The following is a 21,337-nucleotide window of genomic DNA, read 5'->3' as shown; positions in this document are numbered from 1 at the left end:
GGTTCCTTAGCGGTCGCTGAGATCGAAGTAGCGGACTTCGTAACCGCGATCCTTGTAGAACTTGACGCGATCTCTGGCGGCTGTGCGGTCGCTCTCTTCCTGACCAACGACTTCGATCAGGCTCTCGAAGCGCGAAAATCCGGGTGGGATTTCCTGGCTCAGGTTCATCAGACGTTCGTCTTGCGCGATTGTTTCCAGCTTGTCGGTGATCAGGATGGGCGTTTCGGCGGCAAGTGGTGAATCGGCCCGACAATGCGGCACAAAACTGAGCGCTGAATGCGTCCACAGCATGCGGTCGACGCCGCTGGCGACGGAACTATCGACGGCGTAAACCAGCATCGGCTTTTTCTTGGCGTAGGCTCCACTCAGCAAAGCACAGGCTGCAGCGATCTTGTCCGCCGCACCGTGATAGAAAAAAACCTGCGTCAATTGAGTTTGCCTGCGCGTTGCAGCAGGTAATGCGTCAACAAGGGAACGGGCCGGCCGGTGGCGCCTTTGCTGGCACCAGACTTCCAGGCGGTGCCGGCGATGTCGAGGTGAGCCCAGTCGAATTTCTTGGTGAAACGCGACAGGAAGCAGGCGGCCGAAATGGCGCCGCCCCAGCGACCGCCAATGTTGGCCATGTCGGCAAACGGGCTTTTCAGCAGTTCCTGATAGTCGTCCCACAGTGGCATGTGCCAGGCGCGATCATGTGCTTCGTCGCCGGCATCAAGCAGTTCGCGGGCGAGGGCATCCTTGTTGGCGAACAGGCCGGAGGCAACGCTACCCAGAGCAACGACGCAGGCGCCGGTCAGCGTCGCGACATCGATCACCGTGTCCGGTTCGAAACGCTCGGCATAGGTCAGCGCGTCGCAAAGGATCAGGCGGCCTTCGGCATCGGTGTTGAGAATTTCGATGGTTTGACCGGACATCGACGTGACGATGTCACCGGGGCGCGTCGCCTTGCCGTCAGGCATGTTTTCCGTAGCCGGAACGATGACGGTCAGATTGATCGGCAAGGCCATCCGGGCAACGGCGTGCATGGTGCCGAGCACACTGGCGGCCCCGCACATGTCGTATTTCATTTCATCCATTTCAGCGCCGGGCTTCAGCGAAATGCCGCCCGTGTCGAAAGTGACGCCCTTGCCCACCAGTACGACCGGTTTTTCAGCAGCTTTGCCGCCCTTGTAGTTCAGAACAATCAGTTTGGGTGGCTGGTGCGAACCATGGGCAACAGCGAGCAGGGAGTGCATGCCCAGTTTTTCCATGTCGGCGCGACCCAGAACTTCGCAGTCGAGCTTGAACTCCTTGGCCATGTCTTGGGCCTGCTCGGCCAGATAGGTTGGGTGGCAGATATTTGGTGGTAGGTTGCCGAGAGTCTTGGTAATGGCGACCCCTTCGGCAATCGCCAAGCCTTGGCTCAGCGCTTCTTCCGCCGGCGCCAGTTCATTGCGTCTTTCGACACTGAACGTCAGCTTGCGCAATGGGCGCCGAATATCTTCCTTTTTGCTCTTGAATTGTTCGAACTTGTAGGTTGCATCAAGTGCAGCCAACGTTGCCTGGCGAATGCGCCAGCCAATGCTGCGCTTCTTGACGGTGAGTTCAGTCAGGAAGATGGAGGCATCGAAAGCGCCGGTTTCGTTGAGCACTTTGACGGCTGCGCTGATGGCGCTGCCAAACTCCTTCTCGCGAAAGTCTTTTTCCTTGCCGAGGCCGACGAGCAGAATGCGGTCGCACAGCGTACCCGGCACGTTGTGCAGCAACAACGTGCTGCCAGACTTGCCTTCCATGTCGCCACGCCGGACGATGTCAGCAATGTTTCCGCCAGATGCCTTGTCGAGCAGTTCGGCCGGAAGGGTTAGTTTCCTCGATTCAAAAACGCCGACAACGACGCAGGCGCTGCGCTGTTTCTCCGGGCTGCCACTTTTTATGCTAAATTCCACAAGCTGCTCCTGATCAGGGAAATATCAGTTTCCGAGGGATTATCCTCGTATTTTTTCGGTTTCGTCAAAGCATGATATTCGAACGTGCCGCCCGGCGCGAATTTGCTCAGGCAGCCGCTGGCATTAGTGTTGCCCTGCTGGCGATCCTGGCTTCCATACTGTTGATTCGCCTTCTCAAAGAGGCCGTCGGTGGGCGCATTGTGCCCGAGGCGGTAGCCTCGCTGCTCGGTTTCGCCTTGTTGAATTTCATGCCGCTCGTGCTGAGTTTGATGCTTTTTGTGTCGATTCTGCTCAGTTTGACGCGTGCCTACCGTGATTCCGAAATGGTTGTCTGGTTCTCGTGCGGCTTGTCGCTCACCGCCTGGTTGCGGCCGGTGCTTGTTTTTGCCCTGCCTTTTGTGTTGGTAATCGCCGCGCTGGCCGGTTTTCTTTCCCCATGGGCCAACTTAAATACTGCCCAGTATCGGCAGGTTCTGTCGGCGCGTAGCGATGTTTCCCAGGTGTCTCCGGGGGTTTTCCAGGAATCCAAGGCCGGAAAGCGCGTTTTTTTCGTCGAAGCCCTCGATGAGGGTGAAGCGCTGCTCGGAAATATCTTTGTCGCTAGTTTTCAGGACGGTAAGTTGGGCGTCGTAGTGTCCGATCAGGGTTATCAGGAATTCGCGGAAAATGGCGACCGTTTCGTCGTTCTGGAAAAAGGACGTCGTTACGAAGTGGAGCCCGGGTCGCCGGAGTTTCGGGTAATGGAATTCGAGCGATACAAGGTGCGTACCGAGGATGGTGAAGCCAAACCTACTGAGCCTCTGCCCAATCGGCTGTCGATGCCTGAATTGCTCAAGGATGATAGCAACAAGGCACGTGGCGAACTTCTCTGGCGTATCGGGCTTCCCGTCTCGGCCCTGATTCTGGCGTTGCTGGCCATCCCTCTTTCCTATGTCAATCCGCGCGCTGGCCGCTCGGCCAACATGTTGATTGCTGTGCTTATCTACGCGATATACAGCAATCTGTTATGGGTTGCCCAGGCATGGGTTGCTCAGGGAAAGCTGTCGTTCTGGATCGGCGTTTGGGTTATCCACGCCATTATGCTGGTGCCGTTGGTGCTGCTGTTTTACCGGCGTATCGCCGTGCGCATGCCATGGCAGGGGAGATCCGGTGTTTAAGATCAATACGCATCAACGCTACCTGATGCGGGAGGTCCTCGCCGCAGTCTTGCTTGTGTTGCTGGCATTTTTGGCCCTATTCAGTTTTTTCAATTTCGTTGATGAACTGCGAAACGTTGGGCGGGCTGACTACACAGCAGGGCGTGCGGCCTTGTTTGTGGCGCTTGGGTTGCCAGGGCTCGTCTATGAGCTGATTCCTATTGCCGCCCTGATCGGCACTTTATATGCATTGTCTACGCTGGCCAGACATTCCGAACTGACGGTGCTGCGGGCGTCTGGCCTGGCGACGTCCGATTTGCTGATGACCCTGTTTCGTGCAGCGGCGCTGTTGGCTTTGCTGACCTTCGTTTTTGGCGAGGTGCTGGTGCCTTTTAGTGAGCGGTTGGCTCAAGAAATCAAGGCCAAGGCATTGAGCAAGGTTATTGCCCGTAGCGGTTTGGAAAGCGGTTTGTGGATCAAGGATGGGCGCAGTTTCATCAATATTCGCAAGGCCAATCCAGACGCCAAGCTGGAGGGGGTGCGGATCTATCGATTTACCACCGAAAATACCTTGGAGTCGGTGACTGATGCTCAGGAAGCGACTTTTCAGTTGCCTGACCGATGGCTTCTAAAGGGGGTGGTCAGGACGATTCTCGATGCCGATACCTCTCGCGTCGAATCAGCCGACGCAACTGACTGGCATTCTGCGGTCACCCCGGATTTATTGGCAATTTTGACCATTGCGCCGGAGCGGATGTCGCTCTATGGTCTGTTCAACTACACCCGGCATCTGGTCGAAAACAAGCAAAAGGCCGAGCGCTACCAGATTGCTCTCTGGAAAAAGCTTGTCTATCCGTTGACCGCACTGGTCATGGTCGCCTTGGCGCTTCCCTTTGGATATTCCCATGACCGGGTTGGTGGTGTCAGTCTGAAGATTTTTGCCGGGGTCATGCTGGGCATACTGTTCTATGCCCTGAATGGTCTGTTCTCGAATCTTGGTGTGATCAATTCGTGGCCACCTTTTGCCAGCGCTACCGCGCCTGCCGCTCTGTTTTTGGTGGCTGCGATGGGTATGTTGTGGTGGGTCGAGCGCCGTTAATTAACTGACGCTGACAATTCGCGTTCCGGCAATTCTGTCGTGCAGGAACTGACCATCCTTGTCGAAGAGCGCCCAGAAAATTCCGATACCGAACAAAAGAATGCTCGGCCATGCAGCCAAGTAGCGAAGGGCAGCCTGCAAAGGGCGGAGAACAGCTCCCTCCGTGGAAACTATGCGAAGTTTCCATGTCTTCATTGGCAGGGTCTGTCCGCCATTGAGCCAACACCAAGCAAAATAGACCAGTAGCAACAGCAAAACGTGGAGCCAGAGCATCCGCGGAGATAGCTCGAAATGGAATCCCGATAGAACAATTTGCGGTAGTAAAAAGCCAATTAGCAGTATCGAAAAAACGACAAGACTTTCGTACAGCATACAGACCAAGCGGCGCCTGATGCCGGGGAGTGAGGTTGGCATCAGTGTTTGGTCTTTTCTACGGTTGGCGGCTGGCTTGACGAACCGAGTGGCGTTGTTGATGGGGCGGCAGTGCTGGTTGTTGCCGCGCTCGGAGAGTTAGTTGGCGGTGCCAGCAACTTGGACGACTTGCTCTTTTCGCGGAGCCGCTGCTGCTGTTCGGGCGGCAGGTTCGTATAGGCATCCCATTTTTGCTTGACCACCTGTTTTTGTTCCGGAGGCAATTGATTGAAGTCCTTGTATGAACTTCTAACCTTGGCGCGTTGTTCTGGCGTCAGGTTGGCCCATTCCCGCATGCGGTCCTGCGTGCGTTGCTGCTCATCCAACTTCATATTCGGGTAACGATCAGCAATGCCCAGCCATTTTTTCTTGCTGATGTTCTCCATGCTGTCCCAGTTCTTGGCGAGTGGGGCGAGAATGTTCTTTTGCTGGATGTTTAATTGTGTCCATGCCGGTTGTGGCGGCGTGCCTATGATTGCCGTCGTTGGCGGTTCTATGGCAATGACGGCAGTCAGGCAAAAACAGAGGATTACTCCTCCGAGGAGTCGTCTTTTAACCATTCGAAGAAGTCGTTATCCAGGAAAGCATCGGGAGGAAGGTCGTCGGAGAGCAGGGCGCTATCTACCGCTTCCAGTTCAGTAACGTACTGGACGCTATGCCAATAGAAAGATATCCACATGCCGAGCAGCAAGGCTGCAACTGCAAGAATCTGCTTGATATACGGGATGTAGGGGCTCGTCCGGAATGACAAAATTCCAGCGCCGGCAGTTACCAATTGCGGCTCGGCCTGTTTTTGCCGTGCCAACGCCAGATGACGAGCGGCTTCCAGCCTCCGCGACGCCGCCGGCGGGATATCATTCAATCCGAGGTTCAGCGTTTGCCGAATTCGATGTGCGTAACGTTCTTCGTTCATAGTTTTATACCTCTTGCCGACAGGGCGGCCGCTAGCGCGTGAGTGGCGCGCGAGCAATGGGTTTTCACGCTGCCTTCTGAGCAGCCCATCGCCGCTGCGGTCTCAGCGACGTCCATGTCTTCCCAATAACGCATGAGGAACGCTTCACGTTGACGTGCAGGTAATTTTTTTATTTCCTCATCAATCAGATTGAGCGTCTGGGCCTGTTGTAGCTTGCTTTCCGGCGTTCTCGGACCGGCATCATCTTCATCGGCGGCCAGCGTTTCGAGCGGGTCGTAGTCCTCGTCGTCGTCCGGAGAAAAGGCCGAGAGTAGCGTTGTCCACATCGAGCGAACCTTGCTGCGTCGGTAAAAATCGCGAATGGTGTTCTGCAGGATTCGCTGGAAGAGCATTGGGTACTCTTCGTCAGGTCGGTCGCCGTACTTTTCCGCCAGCTTGAGCATTGAGTCCTGCACGATGTCCAGAGCAGCATCTTCATCGTGAACGGCGAACATCGCCTGTTTGAAGGCGCGGCGCTCGACGGATTCAAGAAAACTGGAAAGTTGTTGGGGGGATGACAGGGTCGTCTCTTCCGAAAGTTCTTGAGCATTATAGGGAAATGCCGGGAAACCTTGACCGAAAATGGTCGGTCGATTAAGGTTACGCCCTTTTACGCGATAGCTTTTTTGGGCTCAAGAATGATGATCAGCGGTGCAGAAATTGTAATCAGGTGCCTGCAAGAAGAAAAGGTCGATTGTGTTTTCGGTTACCCCGGTGGGTCCGTACTGCACATTTACGACGCCCTTTTCAAGCAGGATCAGGTTAAACACATTCTTGTTCGCCATGAACAGGCAGCTGTTCACGCAGCGGATGCTTATTCACGCTCCTCGCAGCGGGTTGGCGTCGCTCTGGTGACGTCTGGACCCGGTGTGACGAATACCGTGACCGGTATCGCTACGGCCTACATGGACTCGATTCCGATGGTGGTGTTGACCGGGCAAGTGCCTTCGTTCTACATCGGTCAGGATGCTTTCCAAGAGTGCGACACGGTCGGTATCACCCGTCCTTGCGTCAAGCACAATTTCCTGGTCAAGGATGTCAAGGATCTCGCCGTTACCATCAAGAAGGCATTTCACATTGCCTCGACCGGTCGCCCAGGTCCGGTGGTTGTCGATATCCCCAAAGATATTACCGCCCAGATGTGCGAGTTTGATTATCCGAAGACCATCCAGATGCGTTCGTACAACCCGGTGGTCAAGGGGCATCTTGGTCAGATCAAGAAGGCCGTGCAGATTTTGCAGGAAGCCAAGCGTCCGGTTATCTATACCGGCGGCGGGGTCATTCTCTCCGATGCTGCCGAGCAACTGACCAAGCTGGCGCACAAGCTGAACTTCCCGGTGACCAATACCCTGATGGGTTTGGGTGGTTATCCGGCGACGGACAAGCAGTTCATTGGCATGCTTGGCATGCATGGCACATTCGAGGCCAATAACGCGATGCACTACGCCGACGTGATTCTGGCCATCGGCGCCCGTTTTGATGATCGCGTGATCGGCAATCCGGAGCACTTCAGCGAAGAGAAGCGTCGCGTTATCCATATCGACATCGATCCTTCCTCGATTTCCAAGCGCGTCAAGGTCGATGTGCCCATCGTCGGCAATGTGCCGGATGTGCTGGAAGAAATCGTCAAGTTGATGGATGGCGGTTTCAAGACCGATCCTGATGTCGCCAACTGGTGGAAACAGATCGACGAATGGCGTGGCCGTGATTCCCTGCGTTACAAGCAGTCTGAGCACATCATGCCGCAGTTCGTCATGGAAAAGCTATACGAAGTGACGGGGGGCAATGCCTTTGTGACTTCGGACGTTGGCCAGCACCAGATGTTTGCCGCGCAGTACTACAAGTTCGACAAGCCGCGGCGCTGGATCAACTCCGGCGGTCTGGGCACCATGGGTGTCGGCCTGCCGTATGGCATGGGCGTGCTGATGGCCAATCCGGATGCGCAGGTGGCCTGCGTGACGGGCGAAGGCTCGATCCAGATGTGTATTCAGGAACTGTCGACCTGCAAGCAGTACGGTTTCCCGATCAAGATCATCAACCTCAACAACGGTATGCTGGGTATGGTGCGGCAGTGGCAGGAAATGTTCTATTCCAAGCGCTACTCGCAGTCCTACGTGACTTCGCTGCCGGATTTTGTCAAGCTGGCGGAAGCCTATGGGCACGTCGGCATGAAGATCGAAAAGCCGGAAGACGTCGAGCCGGCATTGCGCAAGGCCTTTACCGAACACAAGGATGATCTCGTCTTCATGGACTTCATCATTGATCCGGGTGCCAACGTCTTCCCGATGGTTGCGGCCGGCAAGGGGCTGACTGAAATGATCCTCGCTGAAGATCTGTAAGCGGGGAGAGGAAAAACTATGCTGCGACACATCATTTCCATCCTGATTGAAAACGAAGCGGGTGCACTTTCCCGCGTGGCCGGGCTGTTCTCTGCCCGTGGCTACAACATTGAATCGCTGACCGTGGCACCGACGGAAGATCCCTCGCTGTCCCGGATGACCATCCTGACTTCCGGCTCCGACGAGGTGCTGGAGCAGATCACGAAACAGCTCAACAAGCTGGTCGACGTGGTCAAGGTGGTCGATCTCTCCGAAGCTGCTCATGTCGAGCGCGAACTGATGCTGATCAAGGTTCGCGCCACCGGCAAGGATCGCGAAGAGATGAAGCGGATGGCCGATATTTTCCGTGGTCGCATCATCGACGTCACGGAATCGACCTATGTCATCGAATTGACCGGCGCAAGCTCCAAGCTGGACTCCTTCATCGCCGCGCTCGACGCCGGCCTGATTCTCGAAACCGTCCGTACCGGTGTCTGTGGCATCGGTCGTGGCGACCGTATTCTTAAAGTCTAACTATCTGTACATAAAGAGGATTTCATGAAAGTTTATTACGACAAGGACGCCGATCTCTCCCTCATCAAGGGCAAGAAGGTCACCATCGTTGGCTACGGCTCGCAGGGCCACGCCCACGCCCAGAACCTCAAGGATTCCGGCGTCAAGGTCACGGTTGGCCTGCGCAAGGAAGGCGCTTCCTGGAAGAAGGCCGAAGCGGCTGGCCTCAAGGTCGAAGAGATCGCCAAGGCCGTCAAGGGCGCCGATGTGGTCATGATCCTGTTGCCGGATGAAAACATTCCGCAGGTGTACAACGAAGAAGTTGCACCGAACATGAAGAAGGGCGCTGCCCTGGCCTTCGCTCACGGCTTCAACGTTCATTACAATCAGGTCGTGCCGCGCGCCGATGTGGATGTCATCATGATCGCCCCGAAGGGCCCCGGCCATACCGTGCGTTCCGAGTACCTCAAGGGTGGCGGCGTGCCGTCCCTGATCGCTGTGTATCAGGACGTCACCAAGAAGGCCAAGGATATCGCTCTGTCCTATGCTGCTGCCAACGGCGGCACCAAGGGTGGCGTCATTGAAACCAACTTCCGCGAAGAAACCGAAACCGACCTGTTCGGCGAGCAGGCTGTTCTCTGCGGCGGTGCCGTCGAACTGGTCAAGATGGGCTTCGAAACCCTGACCGAAGCTGGTTATGCTCCGGAAATGGCTTATTTCGAGTGCCTGCACGAACTCAAGCTGATCGTCGACCTGATGTACGAAGGTGGCATTGCCAACATGAACTACTCGATCTCCAACAATGCCGAGTTCGGTGAGTACGTGACCGGTACCGAAGTCATCAACGAGCAGTCCCGTGCCGCCATGCGCAATGCCTTGAAGCGCATCCAGAACGGTGACTACGCCAAGATGTTCATTCTTGAAGGCCGCACCAATTACCCGGCCATGACGGCTCGTCGTCGTCTGAATGCTGAACATCCGATCGAGACGGTTGGTTCGACGCTGCGCGACATGATGCCGTGGATCAAGAAGAATAAGCTCGTCGACCAGACCAAGAACTAATTGGCAGGTCGCAGGCTCGACGAGGCATCGTTGCAAGCGCTTGCCGTACTAACGTACTGTCTGCGCTCTTGCGCCTAGCCTCGTCTTCGCTTTGGGCGGTGTGGGTGACCTCACCGCCCTTGTCGTTTGCGGATTTTGATGCTTTCCGGGTGTATCCTTTTCAGGTTGCCCGCTGATATGTGACCCATGACCGAACTCAAACCCCGTAAATCGCTGTTCAATCCAGAAGTGAAACGGCGCGGTATCTATCTGCTGCCCAATCTGTTCACTACGGCGGCCCTGTTTGCCGGTTTCTTCGCTATCGTGCAGGCGATGCAGGGTGACTTTGCGCGGGCGGCGATGGCTATTTTCATTGCCATGGTTCTTGATGGGCTGGATGGCCGCGTGGCGCGCCTGACCAATACGCAGTCGGCCTTTGGCGCCGAATATGATTCACTGTCCGACATGGTCAGCTTCGGCGCAGCACCGGCGCTCGTGATGTACGAATGGGCGCTGCGTGATATGGGACGTCTGGGCTGGATTGCTGCCTTTATTTATTGTGCTGGGGCTGCCTTGCGTCTGGCCCGCTTCAATACGACGCTGGAAGTGATGGACAAGCGCTATTTTCAGGGCTTGCCGTCACCGGCTGCCGCAGCGCTGGTTGCAGGACTGGTCTGGGTCATGATCGAAACCGGCGTGGCTGGCAGCGATGTGCGCTGGCTGGCTTGCGTGCTGACGGTGTTTGCTGGCGTGACCATGGTCTCCAATATCCGCTTCTACAGTTTCAAGGACATCAATCTCAAGAAAAGTGTGCCTTTCTTCGTGATTGCGGCGATTGCCCTGGGGTTTGCGCTGGTTGCCTATAGCCCGGAAATTGCCCTGTTCGCCTTCTTCGTCGTTTATGGTTTGTCGGGCTATGTCCAGGCCGCAATCGGCTTGCTCAAGCGTAAAGCCCAGTAGTTCGGAGTTCTTATGAAACAGCATCTGGTTATTTTCGATACGACCCTGCGCGACGGTGAACAAAGCCCGGGTGCATCGATGACGCGGGAAGAGAAAATCCGCGTTGCCCGCCAACTCGAGAAGATGCGGGTTGATGTCATCGAGGCTGGTTTTGCCGCCGCCTCGCCGGGGGATTTCGAGTCCATCCAGGCCATTGCCCACGCAATCAAGGATTCGACCATTTGCTCGCTGGCGCGTGCCAACGAAAATGACATTAGCCGGGCTGGCGAGGCGATCAAGCAGGCGAAGTCAGGCCGGATACATACATTCATTGCGACTTCCCCGATTCACATGGAGAAGAAGTTGCGCATGACGCCGGATCAGGTCGTCGAGCAGGCGGTCAAGTCGATTGGCTGGGCGCGGCAATACACCGACGATATCGAGTTTTCGGCCGAGGATGCCGGGCGTTCGGAAATTGACTTTCTTTGCCGCATCTTTGAAGCGGTCATTAAGGCCGGTGCCAGGACCATCAATGTCCCGGATACGGTTGGCTACGCCATTCCGTTCCAGTACGCCGAAACCATGCGCCAGTTGATCGAGCGCGTACCGAATGCGGACAAGGTGGTGTGGTCGGTGCACTGCCACAATGACCTCGGGCTGGCTGTTTCCAATTCGCTGGCTGCCGTGCTGGCCGGGGCGCGCCAGGTCGAATGTACGATCAATGGTCTGGGTGAGCGCGCCGGTAATGCGGCACTTGAAGAAATCGTCATGGCGGTACGCACACGTCCGGACGTTTTTGACCTCGAAACACGGATAGATACGACGCAGATTGTCCCGGCATCCAAGTTGATTTCGCAGATTACCGGCTATCCGGTTCAGCCGAACAAGGCGGTGGTTGGGGCCAATGCCTTCGCGCATGAGTCAGGTATTCATCAGGATGGCGTGCTCAAGCATCGCGAAACCTACGAAATCATGCGCGCCCAGGATGTGGGCTGGTCGCAGAATAAACTGGTTCTCGGCAAGCACTCGGGCCGCAATGCTTTCAAGAGTCGTCTGCAGGAACTAGGAATCGAACTGGAGAGCGACGAGGCCGTCAATGCCGCCTTTGCCCGCTTCAAGGAGCTGGCTGACCGCAAGCATGAAATCTTCGATGAAGACCTGCACGCGTTGGTTTCCGATGAGGTGGTGACGCCTGACCAGGAGTATTACAAGCTGCTCTATTCGCACGTCTGCTCTGAAACAGGTGAGATGCCCCATGCCAAGGTGATCCTCAGCGTTGGCGGGGTCGAGCAGAAGGGTGAAGCCGAGGGCGGTGGTCCGGTCGATGCCACCTTCAAGGCGATCGAGAGCATCGTCAATAGCGGTGCCCAGTTGATGCTTTATTCGGTCAACGCGATTACGACGGGAACCGATGCCCAGGGTGAGGTAACGACGCGCCTGACCAAGGCCGAGCGCGTTGTTAATGGCAATGGCGCTGATACGGATATCGTCATCGCTTCCGCTCGCTCTTATTTGAATGCCCTGAACAAGCTGCACTCTTCGCTCGACAAGGTGAGGGCTCAGGGCGACGTCTGATTGCCACTGAGGCGCCCCGCCAAAAGCCGCTTCAGCTCTGCTGGACGGCTTTTTCTTCTTTGGGGCCGCGGGTGGCGCGGACGAAGAGGATGGTAAATACGAAAAGAGCGGTGGCCAGAACTGTCTCGACCACGGCCAGTTGCTGGATAAGCCCGTGGTCGCTGGTGGCGCGCAGCAGCCCTTCCATCAGGTAGAACTGGATGAACAGCGACAGCCACTTGTAGGTGTAGCGCTTGCCGCGCAGGATGCCGAACAGCGGAATGAGCAGGAAAGCGCCTTTCAAGACCATCCATGAGCCGCCAGGCTTGAGTGGTGCCAGCCAGCCTTCCCAGGCCAGGCAAAGGAAAATCAGCGCGATGAGGCAGGCGCTGGCAGCAATTTGGTAGCGGGTGGTGGATCTCACGGTCAACTCAGTTTTTTGGCTAAATTTGAAATGCGTTGTCCCTGGACGAAGGCCAGGTGGCTCTCTGCTTCGTTCAACACAGGGTTGCCAGTCGCGCTGGCGACATGGCTTGGGCCATAGGGCGTTCCTCCGGCGCTGGTCGAAGAAAGCTTGGGTTCGGTAAAGGGCAGGCCCATGATCAGCATGCCGTGGTGCAGTAGGGGCAGCATCATCGACAGCAAGGTACTTTCGTTGCCGCCGTGCTGGCTGCCGCTGGAAGTAAAGACGCAGGCGGGTTTGCCAGCCAGCGTGCCGTTTAGCCAGCCAGCGATGGTGCCGTCCCAGAAGTATTTCATGGGGGCTGCCATGTTGCCGAAGCGAACCGGGCTACCCAGCGCCAGGCCCGCGCACTCTTCGAGGTCAGCCGGTTCGACGTAAGGTGCGCCGGAGTATGGAACATCCGGCTCGGTGGCTTCACAGACGGTTGAAACGCGGGGGACGGTGCGCAGGCGGGCCTGCATGCCGGGGACGGATTCAATACCGGCGGCGATGCGTTCAGCCAGCGCGCGGACCGAACCACGGTGGCTGTAATAGAGGACGAGGATGTCTTGCATGGTCGGCTATTATACGGCCCCATGCAAAACCACTCCCGATCTCGTCGCGGCCGCCTCAAGCCGCCCAGGAGCATGGGCATCTTTCGGCGCTTTCATAGCGAGAACATGATGCAGACCAGCTCTGCTCTGGCGTTTACGACCTTGATGGCGCTGGTGCCGCTGGTGGCGGTTGTGCTGTCGGTTGCCGGCGCTGTTCCCTATCTCGATCTGCTGGCGGAGCGTCTTGATCTTTTGATTCGCGAGGCCTTGCTGCCACCCGGCGCGGCCGGCGCCATTGCCGGAAATATCGGCAAATTTTCGCACAAGGCGCAGCGCTTGACGCTGGCCGGCATTGCCATGCTTAGCGTCACTGCATTTTTGTTGATGAACACCATTGAGCGGGCGTTCAATCATCTGTGGCAGGTTCAGCCGCGCCCTGTGCTGGCCCGTTTGCGCTTGTATGCTTTCGTGATGGCCGTCTGGCCGTTCGTTCTGGGAGCGGTGGCCGGTGCGATGTCGTTTGCCGTGACGGCATCGCTGGGCTGGTTCGACGAGCCGGTCTGGTTTCGTCGCTTTGCCCTGAAAGCGGTGGCCGTCGTGCTGCTTGGCCTGTTTTTCTCGTTTCTTTATTACGCGGTGCCGAATGCCCCGGTGTCACGGCGCGCGGCATTGACCGGCGGCATTTTCGCCACGCTGGCCTTCTCGGTCATGCAAAAGGTGTTTGAAATCTTCCTGGTCAGTTCGGCCATGCTGAAAAGCATCTACGGGGCCTTTGCTGTCTTTCCCGTATTCCTCGTCTGGCTCCACTTGTCGTGGGCAGTCGTCCTGTTTGGCGGCTTGATTGCCGCCAGCATCAATCGTCCGGCAAGACGCTGAAAATTTCGATGGCGCTGGTTTGTTCGTCGAGACTGGTGGCCTGAACTTCGCGAACTTCCAGATTGTCGGCCTCGATCAAGACGATGATTCGCCGGGTATTTTCTCTTAACAGGCCAGCCGGGACCACGAGCGACTGGGTTGGCCGCAGTGGTGGCGTGGCGGGGAGAATCAGCGCGGCAGTATTGCTGGATTCGAGGGCATAGGTATGGGTGATTTCCACGGCGGTAGCCCGGGGGGCCAGTATCTGCAAACCCAGTTCAATGTGTTCCGGGTTCTCCGAGACGGCCCAGCGGATAATGCAGACGTGCCATGTTGGTGTCGCCTCGGAGTAGTCGCCCAGGGCCTGCAGCGCAACAATGTCGCCAACTCGCAGGTACTGGGTTTGCCCGGACATGTGCATCAACGAGAAGCCATCGGGGCTTTCATTGGTGACCATCCACTCGCTGAGGTCTGTTGGCGTTTGCTGAGACTTCATCAGTTGCCAGAGGTTGCCGAGGCCGGAGCAGAGGTTGGCGCGATAGGACTGGCGCCGCCGCGAGAAGCGTCGCTTGCTGGGATTGCCCCAGAGCCGGTTCAGGCGCAGCAGTGTGCTTGGACCGGCGCTGGTGTCGGCGAATGGCGGCAGGCCCAGTGTCTGGGCGGGAATCCCCTGGAGGAGCGCGGTGCGTTGTTTCAGGGCAACGTCGGCGATGGTGTGGCAGGAAAAATAAAGCACCCGGGCATCCGGCGTCGGGATGCGCCGGATCAGCGCGTGGGCCGGAAAGTCCTTGTCGAGATCGACCCAGAAAATGCCACCGCTGTCGAGCGGGGGGCTTTCAAGAAGATCAATGGACGGGGTGCAGTCGCTGATGAACTTGCTGATGAATTCGAGCTCTGCCGGCGAGAATGAAGCAGGCTGTGCCACGGCGGCCAGCAGAATGCCGGTATAAATCTGACGAATGCTCGGTGTCCCTTGTGGCCCGGGGAATTCTTCGAGGCCAAGGCGTCGTGCCGTGAAAAATGCCGAATGCAGCAGTTGCCAGAGGCCGGGCGACGGGGGCGCCGCAATCAAATGGGTAATCCGTGCCTGCCAGCCTATCGTCTGCATTGCCCGCCGCAGCGACGTATGGGGCACGCGCGACGAACTTGGCCCTTCCGGGTCGAACAGTTCAGCCAGGGTGTTGAAATAATCCTGCGTCAGGGTTTCGAGCACATCGAGCAGAATGCGGACGCGCTGCCGCTGCTTGCGGGAAATGGGCAGGGATACCTCATTTAATCGCGGCAATTCGCCGTTGGCGACGCGTTCGGCCTGGCCGAAGAGCAAGTCGAGCAATTTCAGACGCTGCGAATTGGGAACGGGGGCCTCGCGCAGCAGCAGAAGCTGGCGATAGAGTTGATCGGCGTCGTCAGAGCCGGTTCTTCCATGTGCCAGGGCCAGCCATTCAAGAATGCTCTTGATATTGGCGTCGGGGGCGGCTGGCGAAAGGTAGTCCGGTGAGGTGGTCATAGCTTGCGCAGAATAACAAAAATTTACGTTTTAGCCATTGGTGCGCCGCCGTCTACGAACAGTGATCCGCTATCCGGCAGTATTTTCCAATTCCTAAGTGGCTTGTTTTTCCTTGATAAAGCGCTATAATTCCGGGTCTTTTTTCCAGCTAACGAAAGTATTCCAATGGTTGTTATCCGTCTTGCCCGTGGTGGCGCCAAGAAGCGCCCGTTCTACAACATGGTTGTTACCGATTCCCGCAATCGTCGTGACGGCCGTTTCGTTGAGCGTGTCGGCTTCTACAACCCGGTTGCTTCCGGCAATGCAGAATCGCTGCGTATTTCCGTCGATCGTCTGGCCTACTGGCAGAGCAATGGCGCCCAGCTGTCGCCGACCGTTGCCCGTCTGGTCAAGCAGCACGCTGCCCAGCAAGCCGCCTAAGTTCTTGTTTTGACCAGCAGCGATATCGTCGTACTGGGTCGGCTGGCCGACCCTTACGGTGTTCAGGGCTGGCTTTGGTTGTACCCCTTCGGGGATGATCCGCTGGCCTGGGCTGAAATGCCCGTCTGGTGGATTGCCAGAGAAGGCGAGCGGTGGCGCGAATGCAGGCTGAAAAGCATAAAAGCCCACGGTAACGGTGTGGTGGTGCTGTTGGATGGCGTTGCTGATCGTTCTGCCGCTGAAGCGATGAAGGGTATTTTGGTCGGGGCGCCGCGCGAAGCGTTGCCCACGACTGAAAAGAATGAGTTTTACTGGACCGATCTGATCGGTCTGGATGTCATCAATACCGCTGATGAGCGGCTCGGCAAGGTGGTCGGGCTGATCGAAACCGGGGCCAATGCCGTTTTGCGCGTCATGGGCGATGACCAGATCGAGCGCCTTTTGCCGTTTGTTTCGGCTGTGGTGCTGACTGTCGAGAAGGAAGCCGGGCAGATTCGAGTGGAGTGGGGCAGCGACTGGTGATCCGGTTTGACTGCATTACCCTCTTTCCGGAGATGTTTGCGGCGGTAACGGAAAGTGGCATTACCCGTCGGGCGCTGGAAGAGCAGCGCTGGGTGTGGCAAGGCTGGAATCCTCGGGATTTCGCCGAGAACACCTGGCGACGGGTCGATGATCGTCCTTTCGGCGGCGGGCCGGGCATGCTGATGCAGCCGGGGCCGCTGGAGAAGGCGATTGCTGCGGCCAAGGCGCAGCAGCGTGAGGTTGGGCTGGCCAAGAGCCGGGTTATCTACCTCTCGCCGCAGGGGGCGCCGCTCACCCACGAACGGGTGATGCAGTTGGCGACCGGCGATGAAGGGCTGATCCTTCTTTGTGGTCGCTATGAAGGGATTGACGAGCGGCTGATCGAGCGCTGTGTCGATGAAGAAATTTCGATCGGAGATTTTGTGCTCTCCGGTGGCGAGTTGCCGGCGATGGCCTTGATTGATGCCGTTGTCCGCCAGTTGCCGGGAGTGCTCGGAGATGCCGCTTCGGCGGCGGAAGATTCGTTTGTCGGTGGTTTGCTGGATTGTCCGCACTACACCCGCCCGGAAATTTACGAGGGCGAGGCGGTGCCAGCGGTTCTGCTTTCAGGAGACCACAAAAAGATTCGACGCTGGCGGCTTAAACAGTCGCTGGCCCGAACCCGGAAGCGCCGGCCGGATTTACTGGCGCACCGCAGTTTGACTGCGGAAGAAACGCAACTACTCACGGAAATTTCCGGAGAGGAGCAATGCGGTGAGTAAGTGTTTATAAATTAAAGGATCTCACATGAACCTGATTGAACAGTTGGAAAAAGAAGAAATTGCTCGTCTGGACAAGACTATTCCTGACTTCGCACCGGGCGACACCATCGTCGTGCAAGTGAAGGTCAAGGAAGGTAACCGCGAGCGTCTGCAGGCTTACGAAGGCGTTGTTATCGCCAAGCGTAACCGCGGCCTGAACTCTGCATTCACCGTGCGCAAGATCTCGTCCGGTGAAGGCGTCGAGCGTACTTTCCAGACCTATTCGCCGCTGGTCGCTTCCGTTGAAGTGAAGCGTCGTGGTGATGTCCGCCGCGCCAAGCTGTACTACCTGCGCGAGCGTTCTGGCAAGTCGGCACGGATCAAGGAAAAGCTGGTCCGCAAGGAAAAGCCGGTCGCTGCTGCTTAAGCGATTTTTCCGGATTGAAAAAGGGCGCCTCGGCGCCCTTTTTTATTGATTTCATTTTTGGTCAAAATTTCCGGTTGACCGTGGAAGTCACATTTGTGACCTCCATTGTCCCAAATCAGCTCGCGCAGTGTGTGCCAGGATTTTTCTTGTCGTTCTCGATCAGGGCGTAAGCCGAATGGTTGTGGATCGACTCGAAATTCTCGGATTCAACCACGTAGGCATCGACACGCGGCTCGGCGTTGAGGCGGGCAGCGACATCGCGGACCATGTCTTCGACGAACTTGGGATTGTCGTAGGCGCGCTCGGTGACGTATTTCTCGTCCGGGCGCTTGAGCAGGCCGAACAGTTCGCAGGAGGCTTCCTCTTCAACGAGCTGGACGATTTCCTCGATCCAGACGAAGTCGTTGGTGCGGGCCGTGACGGTAACGTGCGAGCGCTGGTTGTGGGCGCCGTACTCGGAGATTTTCTTGGAGCACGGGCACAGGCTGGTCACCGGCACGACGACCTTGGTCGAGGTGACGATCTCGCCATTGCAAATGTCGCCGATGAAGGTGACGTCGTAGTCCATCAGGCTCTGCACGCCGGAGATCGGGGCGGTCTTGTTGATGAAGTAGGGGAAGTTCATCTCGATATGGCCGGTTTCGGCTTCGAGCTTGGCGACCATGTCGCGCAGCATGACCGGGAAATTTTCGACCGAGATTTCACGCTCGTGGCTGTTCAGGATCTCCACAAAGCGCGACATGTGGGTGCCCTTGAAGTTGTGCGGCAGGCCGACGTACATGTTGAACATGGCGATGGTGTGCTGGACGCCGGTCGATTTGTCCTGGACCTTGATCGGGTGGCGGATCGATTTGATGCCAACCTTGTTGATCGCTATGTGGCGCGTGTCGGCCGAATTCTGGACATCGGGGATAGGGGTGTTCGGGGCGTTCATGGGCTGTTCTTCAATGAATTATTGTGGGGTGGTCCGGGTCCGTACTGCACGTACGATGCCGTCCTTGTCGAGGCCGAGTTCGGCCAGCAATTGTCCTTGTTCGCCGTGATCGATGAAGCGGTCGGGCAGGCCAAGGCGAAGCACCGGCACATTCAGTCCGCGTTCCGCCAGAACCCGCTCGATTTCCGAGCCGGCGCCGCCGATCACAGCGTTCTCTTCGACGCTGACAAGCAGCGAATGGTTCCCGGCGAGTTCGACAATCAGCTCGACGTCGAGCGGTTTGACGAAGCGCATATTGGCCACGGTGGCGTCGAGTTCCTCGCCAGCGGCGACAGCGGCAGGCACCAGGCTGCCAAAGGCGAGCAGGGCGACAGCCTTGCCCTGGCGGCGAATTTCGCCCTTGCCGACGGGCAAGGTGTCGAGACTGCAGTGCGGTATTTTCCCGGTCCCGCCGCCGCGCGGATAACGGACCATGCTCGGGCAATCCAGCCCATAGGCGGTGGACAGCATCTGGCGGCATTCGGCTTCATCGGCAGGGGCCATGACGACCATGTTCGGGATGCAGGTGACGAAGGAGAGGTCGAATGTGCCGTGGTGCGTCGGGCCGTCAGCGCCGACCAAACCGCCTCGGTCGACCGCGAAAACGACCGGCAGGTTCTGCAGGGCAACGTCATGCACCAGTTGGTCGTAACCACGCTGCAGGAAGGTCGAGTAGATGGCGACGACCGGTTTCAGGCCTTCGCAGGCCAGGCCGGCGGCGAAGGTCACGGCGTGCTGTTCGGCGATGCCGACATCGAAGTAGCGGTCGGCGAATTCGGCCGAAAAGCGCACCATGCCCGAACCCTCGCGCATGGCTGGGGTGATGGCGACAAGGCGTGAGTCGGCCTTGGCCATGTCGCACAGCCAGTCGCCGAAAACCTGCGTGTAGGTCAGCTTGGCCGGCCCCTTGGCCGACTGGATGCCATCGCAGGCGGCGAACTTGCCGACGCCGTGGTAAAGAATCGGGTCGTTTTCGGCCAGCTTGTAGCCTTGGCCCTTCTTCGTGATGACGTGCAGGAACTTCGGGCCCTTGAGCTTCTTGAGGTTTTCCAGCGTCGGGATCAGGGCGTCGAGGTCGTGGCCGTCGATCGGGCCGTAGTAGTGGAAGCCGAATTCCTCGAACAGCGTGCCCGGGGCGATCATGCCCTTGACGTGCTCTTCGGCGCGGCGCGCCAGTTCGAGTAGCGGCGGGGCGAAGCCGAGCATGTGGCGGCCGGCTTCGCGGGCAGCGTTGTAGGTCTTGCTCGAGGTCAGGCGGGTCAGGATGTTGTTGAGCGCGCCGACCGGCGGCGAGATCGACATTTCGTTGTCATTGAGGATGACCAGCATGTCGGTGTCGGCGACGCCGACATTGTTCATGGCTTCGAAGGCCATGCCGGCCGACATCGCGCCGTCGCCGATGATGGCGATGGTTTTGCGGTCTTCGCCCTTGTGCTTGGCGGCCAGCGCCATGCCGAGCGCGGCGGAGATGGAGGTCGACGAATGGCCGACGCCGAAGGTGTCGTACTGGCTCTCGGCGCGTTTCGGGAAGCCGGAAACGCCGCCATGCATGCGCAGCGTGCTCATGCCTTCGCGGCGGCCGGTCAGTACCTTGTGGGCGTAGCACTGGTGGCCGACGTCCCAGACCAGCCGGTCTTCTGGCGTGTTGAAGATGGCGTGCAGGGCGATGGTCAGCTCGACGGTGCCGAGGTTGGACGACAGGTGGCCGCCGGTTTTCGAGACGGAGTCGATGAGGAAGGCGCGCAGCTCGGTCGCCAGTTGCGGCAACTGCTTGCGGTCCAGGCGGCGCAGGTCGGCCGGGCTGTTGATGCTTTCAAGCAGGCGGGAAGCGGTCATTAGAATTGCCGATGGCAGATGAAGTCGGCCAGCTGGGTCAGGCGAGCTGCCCGTTCGCCGAAAATGGAGAGGGCGTCGAGAGCGTCGCTGCGCAGTTCGTCGGCGTAGGCGCGAGCGGCTTCGAGACCGAGCAGGCTGACGTAGGTTGGTTTGTCGGCGGCTTCGTCCTTGCCGGCGGTCTTGCCGAGGGTGGCGGTGCTTGCCGTGCAGTCGAGGATGTCGTCGACGACCTGAAAGAGCAGGCCGGCACGTTTGGCGAAGCGGTCGAGGTTGGTGCGCTCCTCGGCCAACAGCGGCTGGCCGGCCAGGGCGCCGAGGAGCACGGCGGCGCGGATCAGGGCGCCGGTCTTCAGGGCGTGCATGAGTTCCAGCTCGGGCTGGTTCAAGGGCTTGCCGACCGAGGCGAGGTCAATGGCCTGACCGCCGGCCATGCCGCGCGAACCGCTGGCGTGGGCGAGCAGGGCGATCATCTCGAGTTGCTGTTTCGGCTCGCCGATGGGCTGGCTGGCGAGCAGTTCAAAGGCCACGGTTTGCAGGCTGTCGCCGACGAGCAGGGCGGTCGGTTCGTCGAATTCGACGTGGCAGGTCGGCCGGCCGCGGCGCAGGACGTCGTCGTCCATGCACGGCAGGTCGTCATGGACCAGCGAATAGGCGTGGATCATTTCAACGGCGCTGGCGACGATGTCGAGCGTTTCCGGCGTGGCGCCGGTCAACTGGCCGGCGGCGTGGGCGAGCAGCGGGCGGACGCGTTTGCCCCCACCCAGCGAGGCGTAGCGCATGGCGTCGTGCAGGCGGGCGGGGATGCTGTCACTGCCCGGCAGGAAGCGGGCGAGGGCGGTTTCGGCGCGGTCCTGGGTGACGGCCATCCATTCGGCAAACGGGATGGCGCTCATTGCGCCTCCAGCGTCTTGCGGTCGACGTCCTTGAATTCGCCGTTTTCGAGGATGCGGATTTGCTCTTCGGCGTTGGCGAGCTGGGCCTGGCAGTGCTTCATCAGTTCCATGCCGCGCTTGTAGGCGGCGATGGAGGCTTCGAGCTCGAGTTTGCCGCCTTCCATGCTGGAAACGATGTTTTCGAGTTCGGCGAGGGCCGTCTCGAATTTCATGTCGGCGATGGGCTTTGTGGCCATGTTTGAGGCGATCAAGGAAACACGCGAAAATACTCCATCAAGGGGCG

The 21,337-nt window shown here is 58.2% G+C and carries 25 protein-coding genes; 12 read left to right on the top strand and 13 right to left on the bottom strand.

What is annotated here, in order from left to right; genetic code table 11:
- Positions 1 to 6: 6 nt before the first annotated feature.
- Positions 7 to 429 (bottom strand): DNA polymerase III subunit chi, encoded by a 423-nt coding sequence (locus KI613_RS15085; protein WP_226400875.1) that lies wholly within the window; start codon positions 427 to 429, stop codon positions 7 to 9.
- A complete protein-coding gene (locus tag KI613_RS15080) occupies positions 426 to 1,922 on the bottom strand; it encodes a leucyl aminopeptidase (RefSeq protein WP_226400873.1) in 1,497 nt (498 codons plus the stop codon). Before KI613_RS15080 ends, KI613_RS15085 begins: the two co-directional genes overlap by 4 nt.
- A 71-nt stretch (positions 1,923 to 1,993) precedes the next feature.
- On the opposite strand from KI613_RS15080, the gene lptF reads away from it, so the two are divergent.
- Together lptF and lptG are read left to right on the top strand one after the other, a co-directional pair.
- A complete protein-coding gene (gene lptF, locus KI613_RS15075) occupies positions 1,994 to 3,079 on the top strand; it encodes an LPS export ABC transporter permease LptF (protein ID WP_226400871.1) in 1,086 nt (361 codons plus the stop codon).
- Positions 3,072 to 4,157: an LPS export ABC transporter permease LptG gene (gene lptG / locus KI613_RS15070; protein WP_226400869.1), complete on the top strand. Its 1,086-nt coding sequence runs from the start codon at positions 3,072 to 3,074 to the stop codon at positions 4,155 to 4,157. The genes lptF and lptG overlap by 8 nt, the downstream gene beginning before the upstream one ends.
- Here lptG and KI613_RS15065 read toward each other — a convergent pair whose 3' ends face one another.
- Genes KI613_RS15065 through KI613_RS15050 form a run of 4 tightly spaced genes read right to left on the bottom strand, consistent with a single transcriptional unit; the run spans position 4,158 to position 6,041 of the window.
- The gene (locus tag KI613_RS15065) at positions 4,158 to 4,571 is read right to left on the bottom strand and encodes an RDD family protein (RefSeq protein ID WP_226400867.1); all 414 of its coding nucleotides are present in this window, start codon (positions 4,569 to 4,571) and stop codon (positions 4,158 to 4,160) included.
- Entirely contained in the window at positions 4,571 to 5,128 is a 558-nt protein-coding gene (locus KI613_RS15060) for a DUF3106 domain-containing protein (protein WP_226400865.1), read from the bottom strand. Before KI613_RS15060 ends, KI613_RS15065 begins: the two co-directional genes overlap by 1 nt.
- Positions 5,098 to 5,481, bottom strand: a complete 384-nt coding sequence (locus KI613_RS15055; RefSeq protein ID WP_226400863.1) for a DUF3619 family protein — start codon at positions 5,479 to 5,481, stop codon at positions 5,098 to 5,100. The genes KI613_RS15060 and KI613_RS15055 overlap by 31 nt, the downstream gene beginning before the upstream one ends.
- Positions 5,478 to 6,041 (bottom strand): RNA polymerase sigma factor, encoded by a 564-nt coding sequence (locus KI613_RS15050; protein ID WP_226405767.1) that lies wholly within the window; start codon positions 6,039 to 6,041, stop codon positions 5,478 to 5,480. The genes KI613_RS15055 and KI613_RS15050 overlap by 4 nt, the downstream gene beginning before the upstream one ends.
- Before the next feature lie 117 nt (positions 6,042 to 6,158).
- Between KI613_RS15050 and ilvB the strand changes: the two genes are divergently transcribed.
- The 5 genes from ilvB (at position 6,159) to KI613_RS15025 (ending at position 11,906) form a co-directional block, all read left to right on the top strand.
- Positions 6,159 to 7,859, top strand: coding sequence for a biosynthetic-type acetolactate synthase large subunit (gene ilvB / locus KI613_RS15045; protein ID WP_226400861.1), 1,701 nt, complete (start codon positions 6,159 to 6,161; stop codon positions 7,857 to 7,859).
- A gap of 21 nt (positions 7,860 to 7,880) precedes the next feature.
- A complete protein-coding gene (gene ilvN / locus KI613_RS15040) occupies positions 7,881 to 8,372 on the top strand; it encodes an acetolactate synthase small subunit (RefSeq protein WP_226405766.1) in 492 nt (163 codons plus the stop codon).
- Between the two features lie 24 nt (positions 8,373 to 8,396).
- Complete coding sequence (ilvC, locus tag KI613_RS15035) at positions 8,397 to 9,413, top strand: ketol-acid reductoisomerase (RefSeq protein ID WP_226400859.1); 1,017 nt, start codon at positions 8,397 to 8,399, stop codon at positions 9,411 to 9,413.
- 186 nt (positions 9,414 to 9,599) lie between these two features.
- Positions 9,600 to 10,352: a CDP-diacylglycerol--serine O-phosphatidyltransferase gene (pssA, locus tag KI613_RS15030; RefSeq protein WP_226400857.1), complete on the top strand. Its 753-nt coding sequence runs from the start codon at positions 9,600 to 9,602 to the stop codon at positions 10,350 to 10,352.
- Between the two features lie 12 nt (positions 10,353 to 10,364).
- Positions 10,365 to 11,906, top strand: coding sequence for a 2-isopropylmalate synthase (locus tag KI613_RS15025; protein WP_226400855.1), 1,542 nt, complete (start codon positions 10,365 to 10,367; stop codon positions 11,904 to 11,906).
- Between the two features lie 31 nt (positions 11,907 to 11,937).
- Here the strand turns inward: KI613_RS15025 and KI613_RS15020 are convergent, their stop codons facing one another.
- Both KI613_RS15020 and wrbA read right to left on the bottom strand, forming a co-directional pair.
- Positions 11,938 to 12,309, bottom strand: coding sequence for a DUF2069 domain-containing protein (locus tag KI613_RS15020; RefSeq protein ID WP_226400853.1), 372 nt, complete (start codon positions 12,307 to 12,309; stop codon positions 11,938 to 11,940).
- 2 nt (positions 12,310 to 12,311) lie between these two features.
- Positions 12,312 to 12,902 carry an NAD(P)H:quinone oxidoreductase gene (gene wrbA / locus KI613_RS15015; RefSeq protein WP_226400851.1) on the bottom strand — a complete coding sequence of 197 codons (591 nt, stop codon included), beginning with the start codon at positions 12,900 to 12,902 and terminating at the stop codon, positions 12,312 to 12,314.
- On the opposite strand from wrbA, the gene KI613_RS15010 reads away from it, so the two are divergent.
- A complete protein-coding gene (locus KI613_RS15010; RefSeq protein ID WP_226400849.1) occupies positions 12,870 to 13,757 on the top strand; it encodes a YihY family inner membrane protein in 888 nt (295 codons plus the stop codon). The genes wrbA and KI613_RS15010 overlap by 33 nt on opposite strands.
- Here KI613_RS15010 and KI613_RS15005 read toward each other — a convergent pair.
- On the bottom strand, positions 13,735 to 15,243 hold the full coding sequence (locus KI613_RS15005) for a hypothetical protein (protein WP_226400847.1): 1,509 nt from the start codon (positions 15,241 to 15,243) through the stop codon (positions 13,735 to 13,737). The genes KI613_RS15010 and KI613_RS15005 overlap by 23 nt on opposite strands.
- 165 nt (positions 15,244 to 15,408) lie before the next feature.
- On the opposite strand from KI613_RS15005, the gene rpsP reads away from it, so the two are divergent.
- Genes rpsP through rplS form a run of 4 tightly spaced genes read left to right on the top strand, consistent with a single transcriptional unit; the run spans position 15,409 to position 17,352 of the window.
- Positions 15,409 to 15,663, top strand: a complete 255-nt coding sequence (gene rpsP / locus KI613_RS15000; protein ID WP_226400845.1) for a 30S ribosomal protein S16 — start codon at positions 15,409 to 15,411, stop codon at positions 15,661 to 15,663.
- A 9-nt stretch (positions 15,664 to 15,672) separates the two neighbouring features.
- On the top strand, positions 15,673 to 16,185 hold the full coding sequence (gene rimM / locus KI613_RS14995) for a ribosome maturation factor RimM (protein WP_226400843.1): 513 nt from the start codon (positions 15,673 to 15,675) through the stop codon (positions 16,183 to 16,185).
- A 32-nt stretch (positions 16,186 to 16,217) separates the two neighbouring features.
- A complete protein-coding gene (gene trmD, locus KI613_RS14990) occupies positions 16,218 to 16,946 on the top strand; it encodes a tRNA (guanosine(37)-N1)-methyltransferase TrmD (RefSeq protein ID WP_404827012.1) in 729 nt (242 codons plus the stop codon).
- Between the two features lie 25 nt (positions 16,947 to 16,971).
- A complete protein-coding gene (gene rplS, locus KI613_RS14985; RefSeq protein ID WP_226400841.1) occupies positions 16,972 to 17,352 on the top strand; it encodes a 50S ribosomal protein L19 in 381 nt (126 codons plus the stop codon).
- Positions 17,353 to 17,467: 115 nt separating this feature from the next.
- Here the strand turns inward: rplS and folE2 are convergent, their stop codons facing one another.
- Genes folE2 through xseB form a run of 4 tightly spaced genes read right to left on the bottom strand, consistent with a single transcriptional unit; the run spans position 17,468 to position 21,290 of the window.
- A complete protein-coding gene (folE2, locus tag KI613_RS14980; RefSeq protein ID WP_226400836.1) occupies positions 17,468 to 18,286 on the bottom strand; it encodes a GTP cyclohydrolase FolE2 in 819 nt (272 codons plus the stop codon).
- An 18-nt stretch (positions 18,287 to 18,304) separates the two neighbouring features.
- Positions 18,305 to 20,161 carry a 1-deoxy-D-xylulose-5-phosphate synthase gene (dxs, locus tag KI613_RS14975; RefSeq protein WP_226400835.1) on the bottom strand — a complete coding sequence of 619 codons (1,857 nt, stop codon included), beginning with the start codon at positions 20,159 to 20,161 and terminating at the stop codon, positions 18,305 to 18,307.
- Positions 20,161 to 21,054 carry a polyprenyl synthetase family protein gene (locus tag KI613_RS14970; RefSeq protein ID WP_226400834.1) on the bottom strand — a complete coding sequence of 298 codons (894 nt, stop codon included), beginning with the start codon at positions 21,052 to 21,054 and terminating at the stop codon, positions 20,161 to 20,163. Before KI613_RS14970 ends, dxs begins: the two co-directional genes overlap by 1 nt.
- The gene (gene xseB, locus KI613_RS14965; protein ID WP_226400833.1) at positions 21,051 to 21,290 is read right to left on the bottom strand and encodes an exodeoxyribonuclease VII small subunit; all 240 of its coding nucleotides are present in this window, start codon (positions 21,288 to 21,290) and stop codon (positions 21,051 to 21,053) included. Before xseB ends, KI613_RS14970 begins: the two co-directional genes overlap by 4 nt.
- Positions 21,291 to 21,337: the final 47 nt, after the last annotated feature.

It is taken from the genome of Ferribacterium limneticum (genome assembly GCF_020510585.1).
Lineage (GTDB): Bacteria > Pseudomonadota > Gammaproteobacteria > Burkholderiales > Rhodocyclaceae > Azonexus.
Note: the sequence above shows the minus strand (reverse complement) of the source record. Positions and strands in the feature narration are given on the sequence as shown.

Excerpts from the sequence above, each read along its gene's own strand:
- lptF (WP_226400871.1), top strand. The coding sequence starts at position 1,994 with ATGATATTCGAACGTGCCGCCCGGCGCGAATTTGCTCAGGCAGCCGCT.
- KI613_RS15065 (WP_226400867.1), bottom strand. The coding sequence starts at position 4,571 with ATGCCAACCTCACTCCCCGGCATCAGGCGCCGCTTGGTCTGTATGCTG.
- KI613_RS15060 (WP_226400865.1), bottom strand. The coding sequence starts at position 5,128 with ATGGTTAAAAGACGACTCCTCGGAGGAGTAATCCTCTGTTTTTGCCTG.
- KI613_RS15055 (WP_226400863.1), bottom strand. The coding sequence starts at position 5,481 with ATGAACGAAGAACGTTACGCACATCGAATTCGGCAAACGCTGAACCTC.
- ilvB (WP_226400861.1), top strand. The coding sequence starts at position 6,159 with ATGATGATCAGCGGTGCAGAAATTGTAATCAGGTGCCTGCAAGAAGAA.
- ilvC (WP_226400859.1), top strand. The coding sequence starts at position 8,397 with ATGAAAGTTTATTACGACAAGGACGCCGATCTCTCCCTCATCAAGGGC.
- pssA (WP_226400857.1), top strand. The coding sequence starts at position 9,600 with ATGACCGAACTCAAACCCCGTAAATCGCTGTTCAATCCAGAAGTGAAA.
- KI613_RS15025 (WP_226400855.1), top strand. The coding sequence starts at position 10,365 with ATGAAACAGCATCTGGTTATTTTCGATACGACCCTGCGCGACGGTGAA.
- wrbA (WP_226400851.1), bottom strand. The coding sequence starts at position 12,902 with ATGCAAGACATCCTCGTCCTCTATTACAGCCACCGTGGTTCGGTCCGC.
- KI613_RS15005 (WP_226400847.1), bottom strand. The coding sequence starts at position 15,243 with ATGACCACCTCACCGGACTACCTTTCGCCAGCCGCCCCCGACGCCAAT.
- rpsP (WP_226400845.1), top strand. The coding sequence starts at position 15,409 with ATGGTTGTTATCCGTCTTGCCCGTGGTGGCGCCAAGAAGCGCCCGTTC.
- trmD (WP_404827012.1), top strand. The coding sequence starts at position 16,218 with ATGTTTGCGGCGGTAACGGAAAGTGGCATTACCCGTCGGGCGCTGGAA.
- rplS (WP_226400841.1), top strand. The coding sequence starts at position 16,972 with ATGAACCTGATTGAACAGTTGGAAAAAGAAGAAATTGCTCGTCTGGAC.
- folE2 (WP_226400836.1), bottom strand. The coding sequence starts at position 18,286 with ATGAACGCCCCGAACACCCCTATCCCCGATGTCCAGAATTCGGCCGAC.
- dxs (WP_226400835.1), bottom strand. The coding sequence starts at position 20,161 with ATGACCGCTTCCCGCCTGCTTGAAAGCATCAACAGCCCGGCCGACCTG.
- KI613_RS14970 (WP_226400834.1), bottom strand. The coding sequence starts at position 21,054 with ATGAGCGCCATCCCGTTTGCCGAATGGATGGCCGTCACCCAGGACCGC.
- xseB (WP_226400833.1), bottom strand. The coding sequence starts at position 21,290 with ATGGCCACAAAGCCCATCGCCGACATGAAATTCGAGACGGCCCTCGCC.